This is a genomic window from Shewanella sp. SW32, assembly GCF_025653365.1.
GTDB classification, from domain to species: Bacteria; Pseudomonadota; Gammaproteobacteria; order Enterobacterales; family Shewanellaceae; genus Shewanella; species Shewanella oncorhynchi.
Genome location: NZ_JAKKSJ010000003.1, coordinates 17,837 through 36,522 on the forward strand (window position 1 = coordinate 17,837; position 18,686 = coordinate 36,522).

Here is an 18,686-nt window from a genome sequence, read left to right on the forward strand (position 1 = left end):
ATAAACCCAGTGCATGACTGAGGTTTATTCGGTATCGTAGACTGAGTTCATCTAATCAAGAGATTCTTTTTATGGAAAAAAGTAACATCCTTCCTGCCCTGCTGTTAGGTGGTTTCCTTTGCGCTGGACTTGTTTATGTAGGCCAGACAGCAAGCTCAGCACTATTGCAAATGAAAGCCATGGAACGCACTGTCACGGTAAAGGGCTTAGCGGAAAAAGAAGTCAAAGCCAATGTGGCAATTTGGCCAATCAATTTCACTGAGGTCGATAACAATCTGCCTAAACTCTACGAGACGGTACAGCAAAAAACCGATCGTGTTGTGGCGTTTTTAAAGGAACAAGGCTTTAGCGACAGCGAAATTACTGTCTCTTTGCCTTCAATTGAAGATCGCCAAGCCCAAGGTTATGTCGATCCCAACGTCAGATACCGTTACTCGGCAAAAGTGAACCTATCAGTTTATACCCCACAGATTGATCTCATGCTGAACACCCGTAAGCAAATGATTAACTTAGTAAAAGAAGGTATAGCGATCGCTAGCCAAGATTATGATAATCGCACTGAGTTTCTGTTTACCGATCTCAACTCAGTCAAACCTATCATGGTGCAAGAAGCGACTCAAAATGCCCGCGAAGTGGCTGAAAAATTTGCTAAGGATTCGGATTCTCGCCTCGGAAAAATTAAAAGTGCGAGTCAAGGCCAGTTCACCATTTCAGACCGCGACAGCAGCACGCCTTACATTAAACAAATTCGCATCGTTTCCACACTAACCTATTATTTAAATGACTAAATTTTAGGCTTAATTTGAAGCTCTGAAGCATGAGGAATAAGGCGCTATAGGCCTTATTCCTCATTCCTAAATTAGGTAAAAACACTACATTAAATTTTTCTAATAAATATTGATTGCCTATTGAAAACAACTCCATTAGAATTTTCTCATAAATTACATCTGGGGTGATATAAGTTATGACATCAATTTCTCGTGCTTTTTTCTTACTGCTGGCACTTTCCAGTACTCAAGCTCAGGCTGCCTCAATCGAAACCATCGAAGTCTTAAATAAACCCTATCCGAATTGGGTCACCTTAGACGCCACCATTGAAGCAATAAAAGCAGCGACGGTATCGGCGCAAACCTCTGGTCGTATTGTCAAACTCAACTACGATGTTAACGATGTCGTCCCCGAAGGAGCCGCCCTACTGGAAATTACCAGTAAAGAGCAAGGTGCTGAACTGGCAAGCTTTGAGGCTGATCTAGCCAAAGCGAAGGCTTTAAATGTCGAAGCTCAGGCACAATACAAACGTTATAAAGAGCTATTTCCCCAAGGCGCGATTTCTAAGGGCGCGATGGATGAAGCCACCGCCAATGCTAAAGCAACAGAGCAAGCCGTCAGTGCAGCACAAGCCCGTGTCATCAAAGCCAACGAATCCTTAAAATACACTGTCGTTTCAGCGCCTTTTAGTGGCATAGTCACTGAGCGTTTTGTCGAACTTGGCGAAACAGTAAGCCCAGGACAAGCACTACTTTCAGGGTTTTCCGCGAGTCAAATGCGCGCCATTACCCAAGTACCACAGCGTTACATTAACCAACTTAAAAATTCCCCCGAATTTCTCGTCCGTTTAAGTGATGGGCGTGAGTTCACCTCAACTGATCTCACGATTTTCAGTTTCGCCGATCCTGTCAGCCACAGTTATCAAGTGCGAATTAATCTGCCAGAAAATGAAGCCAATCTTCAACCCGGTACTTGGGCAAAAGCTTCCTTTAAAAATGGCGATCGGGAAAAAATCCAACTGCCCGCCTCTGCACTGCTCACAATGAACGAACTGAGCAGTGTTTACCTTAAACAAGGCGAAGCCTTTGTGCTGACCCAAGTCCGTATCACTGAGCCCTTAGATGGCGAGGTAGAAGTGCTTGCGGGCCTTAAGTCGGGTGACAAGGTGGCCGTTGATGCCTACCAAGTGTTGCTCAGCAAGAAGCAATAAATTCCCTAGCGACTTAAGCTTTGTCGAGGTTGTTTTATGAAACATGCTCCAGTACCACAAACCACACTTGGGATTTCCGGACGAATTGCCGCTGCCTTTCAAAATAGCGCCATCACGCCGCTATTAGCACTTCTCGGGCTCTTACTTGGCTTATTCGCCATTTTGGTGACACCAAAAGAAGAAGAGCCACAAATTGATGTCACCTTTGCCGATGTGTTTATCCCTTTTCCCGGCGCGACACCCACGGAAGTTGAAAACTTAGTCACTCTGCCTGCGGAACAAGTGATCTCCGAAATCAAAGGCATAGATACTCTGTACTCGTTCTCCCAACCCGATGGCGCGCTGATCATCGTCATCTTTAAGGTCGGCGTTGCGCGCAATGATGCCATCGTCAGCCTATACAACCAGATTTATTCCAATATGGATAAATTGCCAAGGGGCGCTGGCGTGGGCGATCCGCTAATCAAACCCCGCGGCATCGATGATGTGCCCATTGTCAGTTTGACCTTGTGGTCTAAGGACAGGCAAGTGTCTGCTGAGCAGCTAACCCATGTCGCCCTTGGATTAGAAACCGAAATTAAGCGTATTCCCGGCACTCGCGAAATTGATACCGTTGGCCAGCACGATATGGTGGCCAACATACGTATCGATCCCGCCAAGATGAACAGCTTTAATCTGACCTACGATAAGTTAAGACAAAGTCTGAATGACAATAATATGGTCTCTATGCCTGCATCCTTAGTGCAAGGCAATCAAGAGATTAAAGTTCAGGCTGGGCAGTTTTTACAATCCATCGACGATCTCAAGCAATTAGTCGTCAGTGTCTATCAAGATAAACAAGGCAAAAATATTCCGATTTATTTGGCGGATATTGCTGAAATCAGCTTAAAGAGTGATATCCCTAAACAGAGCGTTTGGCACGCAGATAAAACCGACATTTATCCCGCTGTCACAATCGCAATTGGTAAACAAGCAGGCCAAAATGCCGTCGACATCGCCGACAGTGTGATTGAGCGGATAGCTAAGGTCGACAATGTGTTGATCCCAGCAAATGTCGAAGTCACAGTGTCACGTAACTATGGCGAAACCGCGGCGGATAAATCTAACACCCTTATTTTAAAACTGATTTTTGCCACCAGCGCCGTAGTTGTACTGGTCTTTTTAACCATGGGCGCACGCGAATCCTTAGTCGTGGGCGTGGCCATTATTATCACGCTGGCGATCACCCTTTTCGCCTCTTGGGCGTGGGGATTTACCTTAAACCGCGTGTCCTTGTTCGCGTTAATATTTTCCATCGGCATCTTGGTCGACGATGCCATAGTCGTAGTAGAAAACATCCACCGGCATATGGCGCTCGGCAAAAAGTCCTTCAGCGAGCTTATCCCAGTGGCGGTCGATGAAGTCGGTGGCCCGACGATTCTGGCGACATTTACTGTTATCGCAGCCTTGCTGCCAATGGCTTTTGTATCAGGCTTAATGGGGCCTTACATGAGCCCGATCCCCATCAACGCCAGTATGGGCATGTTAATTTCCCTCGTTGTGGCATTTGTGGTCACTCCTTGGCTCAGTCGTAAACTGCTGAAACATAATGACCAACACGATACTGCCCAAGCCTCGCACGAGGATGAAGCTGAAACTAAGATGGTGCGCCTCTTTACTCACTTAATTGGCCCTTTCCTGCTGGGTAAAAATGCCCGTAAGGCAAGAGTGGGACTGGCTGCCGGCGTATTTGTGTTAATCGGCATCGCCGTCGCGCTCCCTGTCGGTCAGCTCGTGGTGCTTAAAATGCTGCCCTTCGATAATAAGTCCGAGTTTCAAGTGATGGTGGATATGCCAGAAGGCACTCCCGTAGAGCAAACACAAAGAGTATTGCAGGATTTGAGTCGCTACCTAACAACCGTCCCTGAGGTCGAGCATCTGCAATTGTATGCGGGCACTAACGCGCCAATGAACTTTAACGGCTTAGTGCGCCACTATTTCCTGCGTCACAGCCAAGAGCTTGGCGACATCCAAGTGAACCTAGTGGATAAGAAACACCGCAAGCGCGACAGCCACAGCATAGCGGTATCGGTGCGAGACGAACTGCAGCAAATTGGCGAGCAATATCAAGCCAATATCAAAGTGGTTGAAGTGCCACCAGGGCCGCCAGTGTGGTCGCCGCTGGTTGCAGAAGTGTATGGCCCAAGTCCCGCTATTCGCGAGCAAGCCGCATATGAGATGCAGGCGCTGTTCCATGAAACCAAAGACGTGGTCGATATCGATATTTTCTTGCCCGCCGCCCAGCAAAAATGGCAAGTGATGATCGACCGCAGTAAAGCCAGCCTGATGGCCGTGCCCTACAGCAATATTGTCGACTTGATTGCCACCTCAGTTGGCGGCAAAGATGTTAGCTATTTACATCAAGCCCAGCAAAAACAACCGATACCGATCCGCCTGCAATTAAACGAAGGCGCGAAAGTCGATTTAGAGCAAGTACTGAATATGAAGTTACTGAGCCAAACGGGGCAATCTGTGCCTGTCTCTGAGCTAGTAACCATCAAACGTGGCAAAATCGATGCACCGATTATCCATAAGAATATGATCCCTATGATCATGGTTGTCGCCGATATGTCGGGACCACTGGACAGCCCGCTCTACGGCATGTTCGATATGGCGGGCAAAATCGATGGCGCCGATGGCTTAGGTTTTGATCAGCATTATATTCACCAACCCACAGGGTTAGACTCAGTCGCCGTGCTCTGGGATGGCGAATGGAAGATCACCTACGAAACCTTTAGAGACATGGGTATCGCCTATGCGGTCGGTATGATTGCGATTTATTTATTGGTGGTCGCGCAGTTTAGATCGTATCTGGTGCCGCTTATCATCATGGCGCCAATTCCACTGACTGTGATTGGCGTAATGCCTGGACATGCCCTGCTCGGAGCGCAATTCACCGCGACGTCCATGATAGGCATGATAGCGCTGGCGGGGATTATTGTGCGTAACTCGATATTATTGGTCGATTTTATTAATCAAGAAACCGCATCCGGCGTGCCCTTTGAGCGGGCAGTGATCCACTCTGGCGCCGTGCGAGCTAAACCTATCATGCTGACTGCATTTGCAGCCATGATAGGGGCATTGTTTATTCTTGATGATCCGATTTTCAATGGCTTAGCGATCAGTCTGATCTTTGGTATTTTTATCTCGACCATACTGACCTTAGTTGTCATCCCTGTGCTGTACTACACGGCCATGAAAAACCGTATGAATACTGTTCAGATATAAACACAAACACAAAATTAACCACAACAAAGGCCATCACCAAGATGGCTTCAAGGAGTAAGGTATGTCATTAGAACGCAATATTATGGCTTTTGCCGGATTTATGGTGTTACTGTCACTGGTGTTAACCGCCTATGTGCACCACAACTTTCTGTGGTTAACCGCATTTGTTGGCGCTAACCTATTCCAAAGTGCTTTTACCGGTTTTTGTCCTGCCGCCATGGTTTTACGAAAATTGGGTGTAAAATCAGAGGCTGAAATTGCTAAACAAAGCTAAGCCACATACAGTCACTGCTTAAGAGTTAAAATAAGAGATAAGAGATAAGAGTTAGGTGAGCAAGTACACGCTTGGCCTAATACAAGCGTGCCAAAAAGCCGTCAAGGAGAGATAAAGTGACCCACAACCTCGTAACCCGTGGCCAAAGCCTAATGCGCTTAGCCCTATTAAGCTTGCAATCACTGGTACTCATGCCACTGCTGCTAATGCCCATGATAGCCAGCGCCGCCGACCAAGATCCTGCAATCGCATGGGATAAAATTGCCGCAGGCGCTATGGTGCTCGATGTTAGAACGCCTGAAGAATTTGCCGAAGGTCATTTAGCGAATGCGGTCAATATTCCCTTTGAGCAAGTGACAGAGGAGTTTGCTAAGCGTGGCATCGCCAAAGATGCTCCCGTCGTCTTGTATTGCCGCAGCGGCCGTCGTAGCAGTATTGCGACCGAAGCCTTAGTCGCTGCCGGATACACCCAAACCTATAATGGTGGCGGCTATTCCACCTTAGTTGAGGCGCAAAAAGTGCCCGCTAAGTAATTCACTACCATCAAATTGGCTCTAGTGTGGGGAAGTAAGAATAAATCACTTTAGTACTCTCACCTTGCTCTAGCCATTCAAGGTTTAACGGCTAAAAGCGCCCTAGGGCGCTTTTTTATTATCTAAATAAAATATCGAAATTAAGCAGGGTGTGGATTAATAGGTTCTTACCAGATTCATTGTGGACGAAAGAGCACAGGATTTTTTAGTAGTTCTATAAAATAAGTAACACCCGTATTCCCAAACAGCCTAAGTAAAGTCAATCAATTGGCAACTGCCACCCTATTGACAGCCTTTTGCAACAATTTCGCATAATCAATCACTTGAGAAAATCTTATCATTATGATGAAAACTTAAAGTTTGTTTTTGTTCTTTTTAATTACAAAAAAATATATATATAAATTTCAATGCATTGATAACGGTAAAATCAATCAAAAGCCCTCATATGAAGTCGTAAATTCGTATTCACTTATTCACGTTTATCACATAAAAAAACAAATATTTTAATAAAATTTGGTTACAACTCGTTACAACTTGAATTTATATGCACTATAAATGCCTATTAAATCTAATCACTTACCAACCGCCATACCGTTAACAATTGATTTACAAATACTGTAGTCGCAGATAAATTCACTAACCGAGTAGCATCTGAGTCGTAGTTATTCTTATGAAACATAAAATAATAATGATTAACACTAAATTGACCATGGAAGAAGAACATGACAATCAACAGAACCACTAAAATAGCGTTAAGCCTTTCAAGCTTAGCTATTGCGATCTCAGCCGGTGTACAAGCAGCACCACAAGCCCCGGGTTTTGCCGCAGCATTACAAGCACAAACCTCCCCACTGCCAAAGCGTTACATTGTGAAGTTTAAAAACACTGATGCCGCGGCCATCATGTCAGCCAATAGTGTGCAATCAACGAGTGATCTGCAGTCACTCAATGACGCGACAACAGATACGCTACCAACCACAATGAATTATCAGCCACAAATGGCTGAAATCAGTGCCCAACATACCGCATTAAATAAAGTACAAGCGAAGGAAATGAAGCGTATCGGTCGCAGTAACAGTTACTCGGTGAAACTCGATGCCAAAGGGATCAATGCCTTAAAAACCCGTGCTGATGTGGAATATGTCGAAGAAGATATGCCACGCCGCTTTCTAAGTGAAAGTACGCCTTGGGGCCAAACTTTTGTGGGAGCAACCCAGCTAAGCGACAGCCAAGCCGGTAACCGCACTATTTGTATTATCGACTCAGGCTACGACCGTAGTCACAGTGACTTAGGTGGCAACAATGTCACAGGGACCAATAACTCAGGCACGGGTAACTGGTTTGAGCCGGGCAATAATAACGCCCACGGTACCCACGTTGCGGGGACGATTGCAGCGATTGCCAACAATGATGGCGTGATCGGCGTTATGCCAAATCAAAATGCCAATATTCATGTGATCAAAGTGTTTAATGAATCTGGCTGGGGCTACTCTTCATCCTTAGTCGCTGCCGTAGACACTTGTGTCACCAACGGCGCCAATGTTGTCACTATGAGTTTAGGTGGTTCAGGTTCTAGCACCACTGAGCGTAACGCTCTGGCTGCCCACTATAATAATGGTGTTCTCCTGATTGCTGCTGCGGGTAACGATGGGAATAGCACTCACAGCTACCCAGCATCCTACGATGGCGTCATGTCTGTCGCCTCTGTGGATAACCATAAAGACCACTCAGCATTCTCCCAATACACTAACCAAGTGGAAATATCAGGCCCTGGTGAAGCCGTTCTATCGACTGTTACCCGTGGCGAAGGCCGTTTAGCCGATATCACTATCGGCAGTCAGTCTTACTTTGACTCAGGTGTCGTGCCGCACAATCGCCTGATATCCTCTGGTGGCAGCTATGTCCCCGCACCATTTAACGGTACCAGCACTGCAACTTTGGCAGAATGTACGGTTAGCGGCACAAGCTTCAACTGCGGCAACATGACCAATAAGATTTGTTTAGTGGAACGTGTTGGTAATCAAGGCACTAGCTACCCTGAAATTAACGCAGCTAAAGCCTGTAAGAACGCGGGTGCCAGTGCGACGATTGTTTACAGTAACGCGGCATTACCCGGCTTACAAAACCCCTTCCTTGTCGATGCTAACAACGAAATCAATATGGTTTCTGTATCTGTTGATCGTGCAACAGGTTTAGCATTGCGCAATCAACTGGGCGCCACAGTCACTGTCAGCAACCAAGGCAATAAAGATTACGAGTACTACAACGGTACATCAATGGCGACACCGCATGTGTCAGGTGTTGCGACCTTAGTGTGGAGCTACCACCCAGAATGTAGTGCGGCGCAAGTCCGTAACGCATTGAAAATGACCGCCGAAGATCTCGGAACTGCAGGTCGTGACAACTACTATGGTTACGGTTTAGTTAATGCAGTTGCAGCAAAAGCCTTCCTAGACGCATCTTGTACTGGTCCAACGGGTCCTGTCGATCCAACTGAACCGGGCGATAGTGTTCTGGTGAACGGTGTGGCGAAAACAGGTTTAGCAGGCGCAACAGGTGAAGAATTACATTTTTCATTTGAAGTTCCAGCAGGTGCAACGAACCTAGGCTTTGTGATGAACGGTGGCACAGGTGATGCGGACTTGTATGTGCAATATGGCGCGGCGCCAACCACCACTAATTACGATTGCCGTCCGTATAAAAGTGGCAATAGTGAGTCTTGTCCAATCACCAACGTACAATCAGGCACTTACTATGCCATGGTGAAAGGCGATTCGGCTTTCACTGGTGTGTCGTTAACGGCGAACTACACAGCGTCTAATGGCGGCGGTACGCCAACGAGCTATACCAATACTGATAACTATAATATTCCTGATAACAAAGCGGCGGGGATCACTAGCCCAATCACGGTTACTCGCACAGGTGATTCAGGTACTGTGACTGCAGTCGTGAATATAGTCCACCCTTACATTGGTGACTTAAAAGTGCAGCTGATCAGCCCTTCAGGAAAAACGGTTACCCTGCATAACAACACAGGTCTTGGTGCAGACAATATCAATAAGAGCTATACCGCAGATATGACAGGTGCTAATTCGAACGGCGTATGGAAGTTAAAAGCCGTAGACAGTGGCCGTGGTGATGCTGGTTATATCGATAGCTGGGAACTGAGCTTCAAATAAATCAAAATCGATACTCTTACTGATACTTAAAAGTGATAAACGGAAAGAGCCTGCAATTGCAGGCTCTTTTTTTACAAAACATGTTATTCAATATCTTTGAGAATTTCAGGCTCAATCAACACGCTGGTTTCATTATCCGATAACCAAATTTGGCCTTCACTAATCGAAACTTGCAATGCCATATTACGCCCAACAAAGGCTTCCATCGCAGTGACGGACTCTTCGGCAATATTCCACACTTTTAAATTCTGATAACGCTCTAACGCTTGCTGATTCTGTTTCCACCAAATCGGTACACTGCGACCACCATAGGTAAAGAGCTGCACGACTTTGGCACGGCCGCTGGCCTTTCGAAGCCATTTTTCATCGGCCTGACCAAACTCAACCCACAGATCAATTTCACCGGATAGGGTTTTGTCCCATAGCTCTGGCTCGTCATCGACGCACAGACCTTTACTAAAACTTAAGGTTTCGCTGGCATTCACAATAAACGCGAGTAAACGCACCATCATGCGGCCATCGGTTTCGGAAGGATGCTGGGCAAGCGTCAATTGATGGTCTTGGTAATAATTTCGATCCATATCGGCTATCTGTAAATTGACTTTAAACACGGTCGCCTTGAGGGCCATAGTCATCCTAAATGCAGAGTGAAATCCTGAAACAGCGAAATCCTAAAATAAGGCTGCCGAGTCTACCTGAGACTCGGCATTAGCTCAAACGAACAATAGGGTACGCCCATGAAATCGAACAAAACGTGCAATCGAACAGAAGGTTAAATCGAACCCAAGGCTGAATTGGTAAGAAATTAAATCGCTCCGGGTCGCAGATGTTTAGCCATGGGGAAATGGGCTTTCAACAAGCTGATTTTTTGCGTATCCGCTACCAGTAGCATACGCGTACCCAACTCATACTGTTGACTCAATTCACTGAAAGCGGGTAAAAAATCACGATCTGCATCGCGGCGAACAAGTTCAGCGAGTTCGACGCTCAAATCCCCTTGGCTGTATATCCAATCGAGGCGCTGTAATAATGGCATGGCGGCGAGCGGCAATAAGTCCACAGACGTTGCATCATCCAACAAAAGGATTTCGCCGCGGCTGACTAAGTTATTAAACGCATTATGGTAATGCTCGGTGGTACGACTATCGAAACGGTCGCCATTGGTATCGAAAAAACGCTCCCAAAATAAGCGGCGTTTCGAGGTTGAATCGAGCTTATCTTGTACTTCGACGCGTCTATCGGCGACAAAATCGAATAACGGTTTGAGTGACTGCGGTAGGCTAGATTCTAAACGCGAGCGAATCGTGCGTGCAAATACCGGTGCTGCGCCCGCAGTGCTGATCGCGACCACTAAACGACCTCGATCCACAATAGAAGGAGTGATAAAGCGGCAAAAGGCGGGATTATCGACGGCATTAACCCAGATACCACGTGCAGTAGCTAAGGTCGCTAACTCGGCATTAAGACTGTCGTTTGCCGTAGCTAAATACACCAAATCATAATTTTGAATGTCGGCATGGACGACTTCACGCTGGGATAACAAAATACGGCCAGCATCTGCATAACGTTGCACTTCAGGGTTCACCTCTGGCGCTACCACGTGGATATTGGCTTCAGTACGTGTCAGCAGTGCTAACTTACGGCTCGCCACATCGCCCGCGCCCACCAGTAGAACATTCAAATTAACCGTATCGACAAACAAGGGAAAATATTGCATTAGATGAGATCCTGAACGCTTAGTCCTGCACCACTGGTAGTTGACGCTGTACCCAGCCCTTATAGCCACCAATCATAGAGGCAACGTGGGTGTAACCCATAAGTTGTAGATTATGGGCAGCCAAGGCGGAGCGCGCACCACCCGCGCAGTAGAGTAATATGGGTGTATTTTTATCGGGGAAACGCGCTTCGATATCACGCTCTAAAATACCCCGGCTTAGATGTTTTGCTTGGGGTAAATGATCCTGCAGCCACTCACGATCCTCACGCACATCAACAAGGTGCCAGCGATCATCGGCCTGATAAGCTTCGATTGTCACTTCGGTGATATTAGGCAGAATAGCATCAACAAGGGCGGAAAATGCATTGGGATGCTGCATCACTAACTCCTAGATAAGATATTGAATGACATGATGAATGTCAGCTTATCAGCAAAGTGTAATCTTCTCATCCTGCAGACGCAATCTTTCAGCCTCACCGCAAAGCTAAGAAGGTTGCCAGTGAAAGGCTAGTTGTGGCTTTCGCTGCGCTCTGAGCTACATTGCCAGCAAAGCTCAAAACTGCCTTCATTAGTCTCATGGCATTGCACACACTGCCATTGCGGACTTTCAACATCCAACGCATTCAATTGAACTTGTGCCGACGCGTATTGGGACTCACCTACCCATAACTCGACGTTTTGCATCCCAGTAGGGAGTTCACCAATGCCGCCTAATAACGCTTCACCTCTGAGTTCAACATGAATGCCACAGGCCTCCAATAAACCTTTCCATGTGTGGGCCTGCAATAAATTACCACCAGCAACTAACACTTTACGTTCTTCCATGCGACATCCTACGGCTACAACTCTCTAGAATATGGGTTGCCGACATCCTACTGCTAAATAGCCGAGGCTGTCGAGCGCTGATTTTTACATCAGTTGTTAAATAAATTAACATTCACTTTTTACAGCATAACTGACTATAACTTTGTGAGTTTGCTAGCAGAATGTCAGATACGCCTCAAAATCGATGCAAAAAAAAGCCACCTCATCGGTGGCTTTTTAACTCCAAATTAACCTTTAAGGCATCATAGGAGGTTGGTCTGCGCCTTCTTTCTCAATCTCAACTGGCATCATGTGTTCACGATTGATACCCAGTTTAACGGCCAAGAAGCTAGCCACATAGATAGAGGAATAAGTACCCACAAAAATCCCTAACAGCAATGCAGTCGCAAAGCCATGGATCATAGTGCCGCCCTTAAGGAACAAGGCCACAACAGTCACCAAAGTCGTGCCCGTTGTAATAATGGTACGGCTCATAGTTTGAGTGATTGAAATGTTAACTATTTCTTCAGGATCGCTCTTACGCAGCTTAAGGAAGTTCTCACGGATACGGTCAAATACCACAATAGTATCGTTAAGTGAGTAACCCACCACCGTCAACAAGCCCGCCAATACGGTCAAGTCAAATTCCAATTGGAATAACGAAAACACCCCTAATGTCACGATGACATCGTGCGCCAGTGCCGCTACAGAACCAAACGCTAAGCGCCATTCGAAACGAAACGACACATAGATCATGATACAAATCAGCGCGACTAATACCGCTAATGCACCTTGCTCTGCCAGTTCTTTACCCACTTGTGGGCCAACAAACTCAACACGCTTCTGCTGCACTTGTGGGTCAACTTTCTGCGCGGCTTCCATGACAGACTTAACCTGCACATCGCTCTTAACGCCTTCTTTCACCTGTAAACGTACAAGTACGTCACGGCTAGAACCGAAGTTTTGCACGATCGCACCTTCGGAATCTGGCGTCGTCAGTTGCACACGTAGCGCATTCAAATCAACCGGCTGAGTAAACTCCATTTCAACAACAGTACCGCCAGTGAAATCAAGACCCCAGTTAATACCGTTAGTCGCGAGTGATACCAGCGAGCCCAGCACTAACACTGCCGACATAACGCTAATAGGCAGTGCATGGCGGAGGAAGTTTACTGTATGTTTTAAGGATAAAACTTCAATCATTGTCACTTCCCCTTAGATAGACAGAGTCTTCACGCGCTTACCACCCCAAATCGCGTTAACGATTGAGCGAGTACCCACGATGGCGGTAAACATAGAAGTCGCAATACCTATCATTAAGGTCACAGCGAAGCCTTTAATCGCACCAGTACCTACGGCAAACAAAATGAGCGCAGTGATGAAGGTGGTGATGTTCGCATCGGCGATAGTTGAGAAAGCATTACCATAACCTTCATGGATAGCCTGCTGTACGCTACGTCCGGCACGAAGCTCTTCACGAATACGCTCATAAATCAGCACGTTGCCGTCAACCGCCATACCGACCGTCAATACCATACCGGCAATACCGGGTAGGGTTAACACAGCGCCAGGGATCATAGACATAACGCCCACAACCATGACTAAGTTTGCGGTTAAAGCCAGGTTAGCAATAAGCCCAAAGCTACGGTAGTAAACCAACATAAAGAGTAAGACAACTGCCATACCCCATACCATAGCTTGTACACCGCTTTGAATGTTTTCAGCACCTAAGCTTGGACCAATGGTACGTTCTTCAACAATTGATACAGGAGCAATCAAGGCACCCGCACGCAGTAATAGCGCAAGGTTTTGTGCTTCACCATGACTTAAGCCAGTGATCACAAAGTTACGGCCTAAACGGGCTTGAATGGTCGCGACAGAAATCACTTCTTGGATTTTCTGCATCTTAACGCTGCCATCGGCATTGCGATCACCACTGTCTTTATATTCGATGAACAAAGTCGCCATAGGCTTGCCTATGTTGTCTTTGGTCACGTCAGAGAAAATGGTACCGCCTTTAGCATCGAGGTTGATACTGACCTGAGGACGACTGTACTGGTCAAAGCTAGGTTGTGCGCCAGTGATATGGTCACCCGTCAACATCACTTCTTTCTTCAATATCACAGTGCCACCTTCGCGGCGCTGATACACTTCAGAACCCGCAGGTACACGGCCTGATTGCGCAGCATTCGGATCGGCTTTGTCATCCACCATGTGGAATTCAATTGATGCGGTTGCACCTAAGATTTCCTTAGCGCGAGCCGTATCTTGCACACCTGGCAGCTCAACGATAATGCGCTCGGCGCCTTGACGTTGTACTACAGGCTCAGCCACACCTAACTCGTTAACACGGTTACGAATGGTTGTAATGTTTTGTTGCAGTGCTTCTTCTTTAATCTGCTTTAGATAAGCTTCACTCATCACAGCTTGCAGCGCGAAATCTTCGCCACGGCTAGCGTCGGTGAACACCATATCTTTATTGCGAGTCTTAAGAAAACGCTCGGCAGTCGCTAAGTTTTCAGCATCACGGAACTTGATTTCAATTCCAGTGGCATTAACACGAATACCAGCATAACGAATGGTTTCTTCACGTAATTGTGAACGGAAATCAGCGACTTTAGCTTCTTCCATCTTACGAATCGCTTCGCCCATGTCCACTTCCATGAGGAAATGCACACCACCGCGAAGGTCAAGACCGAGTTTCATTGGGCTACCACCCATGGACTCGAGCCACTTAGGCGTCGCAGGCGCTAAGTTAAGTGCCACAGTAAACTTGTCACCTAAGCTGTCAGCAATCAGTTCTTTCGCCAGTAGCTGTTGATCCGCATTTTGCAAACGGACCAACAACTGACCTTTTTCAAGCTCAGAGCGCTTTACCGCAATGCTCTTACTGGCTAACAGCTCGTTCACACTGGCTTGGGTAGATGCTGTTACTTCAGCACCTCGAGTCGCCACCACTTGCACCGCATGATCTTCACCAAAAAGGTTAGGTACGGCATAGAAACAACCTATGGCGATGACGAGCATCACCATAATGTTTTTCCACATTGGGTATTTATTTAACACGCCTGAGCCCTCTTGGCTTACAACGACTGGATAGAGCCCTTAGGCAATACAGCTGCAATATAGTCTTTTTTGATCGTGATTTGTGTTGTGTCGTTCAAGCTCAGTAACACGTAATCGCTTTCGTCGCTGATTTTTGCAATCTTGCCTAAAATCCCACCACTGGTTAACACTTCATCGCCTTTGCCTAATGAAGACATCAGATTTTTGTGCTCTTTAACGCGTTTTGATTGCGGACGGAAAATCATGAAATAGAAAATCAGGCCGAAAATTGCCAGCATGAAAATCAGTTCCATCGTGCCGCCACCTTGTGGTGCGCCGGCAGCGCTTGCATATGCATTTGAAATAAACATAGTTTTTCTCTTCTTATTAGCAAAAAATCAATCGACTAACTCTGGTACTTCGCGACCTTGACTGGTATAGAAGTCCGCCACAAAGGCGTCTAATGTACCCGTCTCAATCGCACCGCGCAAACCTTCCATTAACATTTGATAGTATCTCAAGTTGTGAATGGTGTTTAAACGCGCACCCAGAATCTCATTACAACGATCTAAGTGGTAAAGATACGCCCGTGAATAATTTTTACAGGTATAACAATCACACTTAGTATCAAGTGGTGACGTGTCATCTCTATGACGCGCATTGCGTATTTTGATCACACCTTCACTCGTAAACAGATGACCGTTGCGGGCATTACGGGTTGGCATCACACAGTCAAACATGTCAACACCACGACGTACACCTTCAACTAAATCTTCTGGTTTACCGACCCCCATCAGATAGCGAGGTTTGTCTGCAGGAATTTGCGGGCAAATATGCTCAAGAATACGATGCATATCTGCTTTGGGCTCACCGACGGCCAAACCACCGACGGCATAACCGTCGAAACCAATATCGACTAAGCCTTTTAAGCTTTCGTCGCGTAAATCTTCATACACACCGCCCTGAATAATACCGAAGAGTGAGTTAGGGTTCTCTAAACGGTCAAATTCATCACGCGAACGTCTCGCCCAACGCAAAGACATCTGCATTGACTTGCGCGCTTCATCTTCAGTGGCAGGATACGGGGTACATTCGTCAAAAATCATCACCACATCACTGCCCAATGCATCTTGAATTTGCATTGATTTTTCAGGATCTAAGAAGATTTTCTCACCATTTATAGGCGAACGGAAATGCACACCTTCTTCGGTGATCTTACGGATATCGCCAAGACTAAACACTTGGAAACCGCCCGAGTCCGTTAAAATAGGACGCTGCCAGTTCATAAAGTCATGCAAGTCACCGTGCTTACGCATGATTTCTTCGCCTGGGCGCAACCATAAATGGAAAGTGTTACCGAGCAAAATATCCGCGCCAGTGGCACGGACTTCTTCCGGTGTCATGCCTTTCACTGTGCCGTAGGTTCCTACCGGCATAAAAGCGGGGGTTTCTACTGTGCCACGATCAAAAATTAACCGACCACGGCGCGCACGCCCGTCGGTAGTGTCTAATTCAAATTTCATAATTCACCTCGCCAGATAAACAGTCTGACTACATTTTTAATGGCTAATGCCATTTTGATTAACAATAGAGATGGGGACAGCGTTAAAAGGTTCAATCTTTTAACGAAAAAAATTGCCGCACAATCTCACTTTGGGCGGCTATTTTAAAACAAAATCTTGGTCTAGTGGGCTTTTTTCGTCACAAACATCGCATCGCCATAGCTAAAGAAGCGATATTTTTGCGTGATAGCATGTTGATACGCCGCCATAACATGATCAAAACCAGCAAAAGCACTCACTAACATGATCAAAGTTGATTCAGGTAGATGAAAATTTGTCACCATAGCATCGACCACTTGGAATTCATAACCTGGGTAAATAAAGATATCGGTATCGCCGCTAAAAGCTTTGAGCTCGTCAAGGCTTGCGCGTGCCGCACTTTCTAAGGAGCGCACTGACGTCGTCCCCACGGCCACCACACGTTTACCCGCAGCTTTGGTTTGCGCGATTAAATCAACCACATCCTGCGGCACATTCGCCCACTCGGAATGCATCTTGTGTTCAAGAATAGTATCGACACGCACTGGCTGAAATGTTCCCGCGCCCACATGCAAGGTCACAAACGCGACATTCACGCCCTTGGCTTTTAATGCATCGAGCATGGCATCGTCAAAATGCAAACCCGCCGTTGGCGCTGCAACTGCACCAGGATTTTGGTTATACACGGTTTGATAGCGCTCTTTGTCGGCATCTTCATCGGGTCTATCGATATAAGGAGGCAAAGGCATGTGCCCTACTGCTTCAAGCACTTCTAAGATGGTTAACTCGGATAACAACTCAAGTTCAAACAAAGTATCGTGGCGGGCGACCATCTTCATTTGATAGCCACCGTCGAGATGGATTAACGAATCCACTTTCGGGGATTTAGAGCTGCGAACATGGGCGAGGATACGCTTATCATCGAGCATACGCTCAACTAAAATTTCTAACTTACCGCCACTGGCCTTTTGACCAAACATGCGCGCGGGGATCACTCGGGTATTGTTGAACACCATTAAATCGCCGGAATTAATCATCCCCAGCAGATCGGTAAACTGTTTGTCGCCTAACGCACCAGAGTTGCCGTCTAAGGTTAACAGACGGGATGCATTACGCTGCGCCATAGGATAACGAGCGATCAGCTCATCGGGGAGATCGAAAGAAAAGTCTGCAACGCGCATATTGGCCTCTAGATAGCTTAGAACGGCGGCTAGTCTATGGTTAGAGGCCAATAAGATCAAGATTACTTATTGCCAGTGTCCACTTCTTGCTCGGGTTCCACTGGATTGATGCCATCTTGGGGCTGATTGTCATCGGCATCGAATTTTAGCCGCGAGCGACTAAAGTCATCCATGCTGAAACGGTGTTGTTCAAAGGGGATTTCTATTAGCACTTTTTTGCGCTTCTGCTGCTCGTCTTTACCAAGCATTTTGGTGAACCAGTTCCACATCATCCATGATCCTAAAAAAGGTTATTGATTTTATTTCACTTTCCCGTATCGATTACTATGTCAACGTTTAAGTCAGCCATAATTATTCACGGCGAATCAAATGTCATTATCAATAAAAAGTGAAAAAATACTGCATTTTTAGCTTCGGCGCTTTCCTAAGCGCGCTTGTGCATGATACCGTGAACCGACATGGTTAACCAAGCACAAATAATGAACTTTCTTACACACTTACATCTCGCCGACATCAGTAAAACCCACCTTGCTGCCAACGTAGCAGGTAACTATATTCAAGCGCCAATTGCGCAAGCCCCAATGGAGTTACGCCAAGCTTTATGGCTAAACCAAGAGATTAATACCCTCTGCGCCAGCCATGAATTGACGATTGAATTAATGGAAGCTTTCCCTGCGCCCTTAAGAAGCATAGCAGCAGAACTCATGGCGGTGAGTTTCGATCACTATTTAGCTTACTATTGGGAAGAATATCACCACCAACCCTTGGATGAATTCAGCAGCAAGGCCTATGACGCGCTAGATGCTTTCGCCACGCAAGGTGTTGATCCATACCATCCAGAGGCATTATTTACACTCTTGCCCACAATGCGCAGCGCCGATTGGCTAGGCAGCTACACCACCGAAAAAGGATTACAACACGCCTTAGCACAAGTGGCCAAACAGCATCCGCAAGCCGCACTGTTTAAAGATGCCCATAAAGTCGTCAATAAAATGCAGATAGAAATCGAAACCGCGTTCCGCACTTTTTATCCGCAACTAATGGCTTATACCCGTATTTGGAGCCGTAAGACGCCTGCAGAATATTTGCCCTCCCCCCTCTAAGAATAAGCAAGCATGAGATTATGCTGTGTGCCTGCGTAAATTTTGCTAGTATGGCCGTGCAAAA

17 protein-coding genes are annotated in these 18,686 nt (G+C 46.5%); 7 read left to right on the plus strand and 10 right to left on the minus strand.

Features of this window, described 5'->3' with window-relative positions:
• Window positions 1–71: 71 nt before the first annotated feature.
• The 6 genes from L5M28_RS02130 to L5M28_RS02155 all read left to right on the plus strand — a co-directional run bounded on the left by L5M28_RS02130 (window position 72) and on the right by L5M28_RS02155 (window position 9,231).
• Window positions 72–788 (plus strand): SIMPL domain-containing protein, encoded by a 717-nt coding sequence (locus L5M28_RS02130; RefSeq protein WP_028761062.1) that lies wholly within the window; start codon window positions 72–74, stop codon window positions 786–788.
• A gap of 176 nt (window positions 789–964) precedes the next feature.
• Window positions 965–1,978 carry an efflux RND transporter periplasmic adaptor subunit gene (locus L5M28_RS02135; protein WP_263202325.1) on the plus strand — a complete coding sequence of 338 codons (1,014 nt, stop codon included), beginning with the start codon at window positions 965–967 and terminating at the stop codon, window positions 1,976–1,978.
• Between the two features lie 36 nt (window positions 1,979–2,014).
• Window positions 2,015–5,245 (plus strand): efflux RND transporter permease subunit, encoded by a 3,231-nt coding sequence (locus L5M28_RS02140; RefSeq protein ID WP_263202327.1) that lies wholly within the window; start codon window positions 2,015–2,017, stop codon window positions 5,243–5,245.
• A gap of 61 nt (window positions 5,246–5,306) precedes the next feature.
• The gene (locus L5M28_RS02145; RefSeq protein ID WP_113940697.1) at window positions 5,307–5,519 is read left to right on the plus strand and encodes a DUF2892 domain-containing protein; all 213 of its coding nucleotides are present in this window, start codon (window positions 5,307–5,309) and stop codon (window positions 5,517–5,519) included.
• 116 nt (window positions 5,520–5,635) lie between these two features.
• The gene (locus tag L5M28_RS02150; protein ID WP_263202328.1) at window positions 5,636–6,052 is read left to right on the plus strand and encodes a rhodanese-like domain-containing protein; all 417 of its coding nucleotides are present in this window, start codon (window positions 5,636–5,638) and stop codon (window positions 6,050–6,052) included.
• A 722-nt stretch (window positions 6,053–6,774) separates the two neighbouring features.
• On the plus strand, window positions 6,775–9,231 hold the full coding sequence (locus L5M28_RS02155) for a S8 family serine peptidase (RefSeq protein ID WP_263202329.1): 2,457 nt from the start codon (window positions 6,775–6,777) through the stop codon (window positions 9,229–9,231).
• 83 nt (window positions 9,232–9,314) lie between these two features.
• Here the strand turns inward: L5M28_RS02155 and L5M28_RS02160 are convergent, their stop codons facing one another.
• The 10 genes from L5M28_RS02160 to L5M28_RS02205 all read right to left on the minus strand — a co-directional run bounded on the left by L5M28_RS02160 (window position 9,315) and on the right by L5M28_RS02205 (window position 17,791).
• Window positions 9,315–9,860 (minus strand): YaeQ family protein, encoded by a 546-nt coding sequence (locus L5M28_RS02160; protein WP_113941666.1) that lies wholly within the window; start codon window positions 9,858–9,860, stop codon window positions 9,315–9,317.
• A 176-nt stretch (window positions 9,861–10,036) separates the two neighbouring features.
• Window positions 10,037–10,948 (minus strand): bifunctional precorrin-2 dehydrogenase/sirohydrochlorin ferrochelatase, encoded by a 912-nt coding sequence (locus tag L5M28_RS02165; RefSeq protein WP_263202330.1) that lies wholly within the window; start codon window positions 10,946–10,948, stop codon window positions 10,037–10,039.
• Between the two features lie 19 nt (window positions 10,949–10,967).
• Entirely contained in the window at window positions 10,968–11,327 is a 360-nt protein-coding gene (locus L5M28_RS02170) for a rhodanese-like domain-containing protein (RefSeq protein WP_131523169.1), read from the minus strand.
• Window positions 11,328–11,455: 128 nt separating this feature from the next.
• Complete coding sequence (locus tag L5M28_RS02175; protein WP_028761071.1) at window positions 11,456–11,773, minus strand: DUF2007 domain-containing protein; 318 nt, start codon at window positions 11,771–11,773, stop codon at window positions 11,456–11,458.
• 234 nt (window positions 11,774–12,007) lie between these two features.
• Entirely contained in the window at window positions 12,008–12,955 is a 948-nt protein-coding gene (secF, locus tag L5M28_RS02180) for a protein translocase subunit SecF (protein WP_113941669.1), read from the minus strand.
• A gap of 12 nt (window positions 12,956–12,967) precedes the next feature.
• Window positions 12,968–14,818, minus strand: coding sequence for a protein translocase subunit SecD (gene secD / locus L5M28_RS02185; protein WP_173496405.1), 1,851 nt, complete (start codon window positions 14,816–14,818; stop codon window positions 12,968–12,970).
• Window positions 14,819–14,835: 17 nt separating this feature from the next.
• Window positions 14,836–15,168, minus strand: a complete 333-nt coding sequence (gene yajC, locus L5M28_RS02190) for a preprotein translocase subunit YajC (RefSeq protein ID WP_007649452.1) — start codon at window positions 15,166–15,168, stop codon at window positions 14,836–14,838.
• A 27-nt stretch (window positions 15,169–15,195) separates the two neighbouring features.
• The gene (tgt, locus tag L5M28_RS02195) at window positions 15,196–16,320 is read right to left on the minus strand and encodes a tRNA guanosine(34) transglycosylase Tgt (RefSeq protein WP_006082277.1); all 1,125 of its coding nucleotides are present in this window, start codon (window positions 16,318–16,320) and stop codon (window positions 15,196–15,198) included.
• Between the two features lie 161 nt (window positions 16,321–16,481).
• The gene (gene queA / locus L5M28_RS02200; protein ID WP_263202331.1) at window positions 16,482–17,519 is read right to left on the minus strand and encodes a tRNA preQ1(34) S-adenosylmethionine ribosyltransferase-isomerase QueA; all 1,038 of its coding nucleotides are present in this window, start codon (window positions 17,517–17,519) and stop codon (window positions 16,482–16,484) included.
• A gap of 62 nt (window positions 17,520–17,581) precedes the next feature.
• Window positions 17,582–17,791, minus strand: a complete 210-nt coding sequence (locus L5M28_RS02205; protein WP_105252070.1) for a hypothetical protein — start codon at window positions 17,789–17,791, stop codon at window positions 17,582–17,584.
• Window positions 17,792–17,998: 207 nt separating this feature from the next.
• Between L5M28_RS02205 and L5M28_RS02210 the strand changes: the two genes are divergently transcribed.
• A complete protein-coding gene (locus L5M28_RS02210) occupies window positions 17,999–18,622 on the plus strand; it encodes an acyl carrier protein phosphodiesterase (protein ID WP_263202332.1) in 624 nt (207 codons plus the stop codon).
• Window positions 18,623–18,686 lie beyond the last annotated feature (64 nt).

Coding starts and splice junctions, on each gene's coding strand:
- L5M28_RS02130 (WP_028761062.1), top strand. CDS start 72: ATGGAAAAAAGTAACATCCTTCCTGCCCTGCTGTTAGGTGGTTTCCTT.
- L5M28_RS02135 (WP_263202325.1), top strand. CDS start 965: ATGACATCAATTTCTCGTGCTTTTTTCTTACTGCTGGCACTTTCCAGT.
- L5M28_RS02140 (WP_263202327.1), top strand. CDS start 2,015: ATGAAACATGCTCCAGTACCACAAACCACACTTGGGATTTCCGGACGA.
- L5M28_RS02145 (WP_113940697.1), top strand. CDS start 5,307: ATGTCATTAGAACGCAATATTATGGCTTTTGCCGGATTTATGGTGTTA.
- L5M28_RS02155 (WP_263202329.1), top strand. CDS start 6,775: ATGACAATCAACAGAACCACTAAAATAGCGTTAAGCCTTTCAAGCTTA.
- L5M28_RS02160 (WP_113941666.1), bottom strand. CDS start 9,860: ATGGCCCTCAAGGCGACCGTGTTTAAAGTCAATTTACAGATAGCCGAT.
- L5M28_RS02165 (WP_263202330.1), bottom strand. CDS start 10,948: ATGCAATATTTTCCCTTGTTTGTCGATACGGTTAATTTGAATGTTCTA.
- L5M28_RS02170 (WP_131523169.1), bottom strand. CDS start 11,327: ATGCAGCATCCCAATGCATTTTCCGCCCTTGTTGATGCTATTCTGCCT.
- L5M28_RS02175 (WP_028761071.1), bottom strand. CDS start 11,773: ATGGAAGAACGTAAAGTGTTAGTTGCTGGTGGTAATTTATTGCAGGCC.
- secF (WP_113941669.1), bottom strand. CDS start 12,955: ATGATTGAAGTTTTATCCTTAAAACATACAGTAAACTTCCTCCGCCAT.
- yajC (WP_007649452.1), bottom strand. CDS start 15,168: ATGTTTATTTCAAATGCATATGCAAGCGCTGCCGGCGCACCACAAGGT.
- tgt (WP_006082277.1), bottom strand. CDS start 16,320: ATGAAATTTGAATTAGACACTACCGACGGGCGTGCGCGCCGTGGTCGG.
- queA (WP_263202331.1), bottom strand. CDS start 17,519: ATGCGCGTTGCAGACTTTTCTTTCGATCTCCCCGATGAGCTGATCGCT.
- L5M28_RS02205 (WP_105252070.1), bottom strand. CDS start 17,791: ATGATGTGGAACTGGTTCACCAAAATGCTTGGTAAAGACGAGCAGCAG.
- L5M28_RS02210 (WP_263202332.1), top strand. CDS start 17,999: ATGAACTTTCTTACACACTTACATCTCGCCGACATCAGTAAAACCCAC.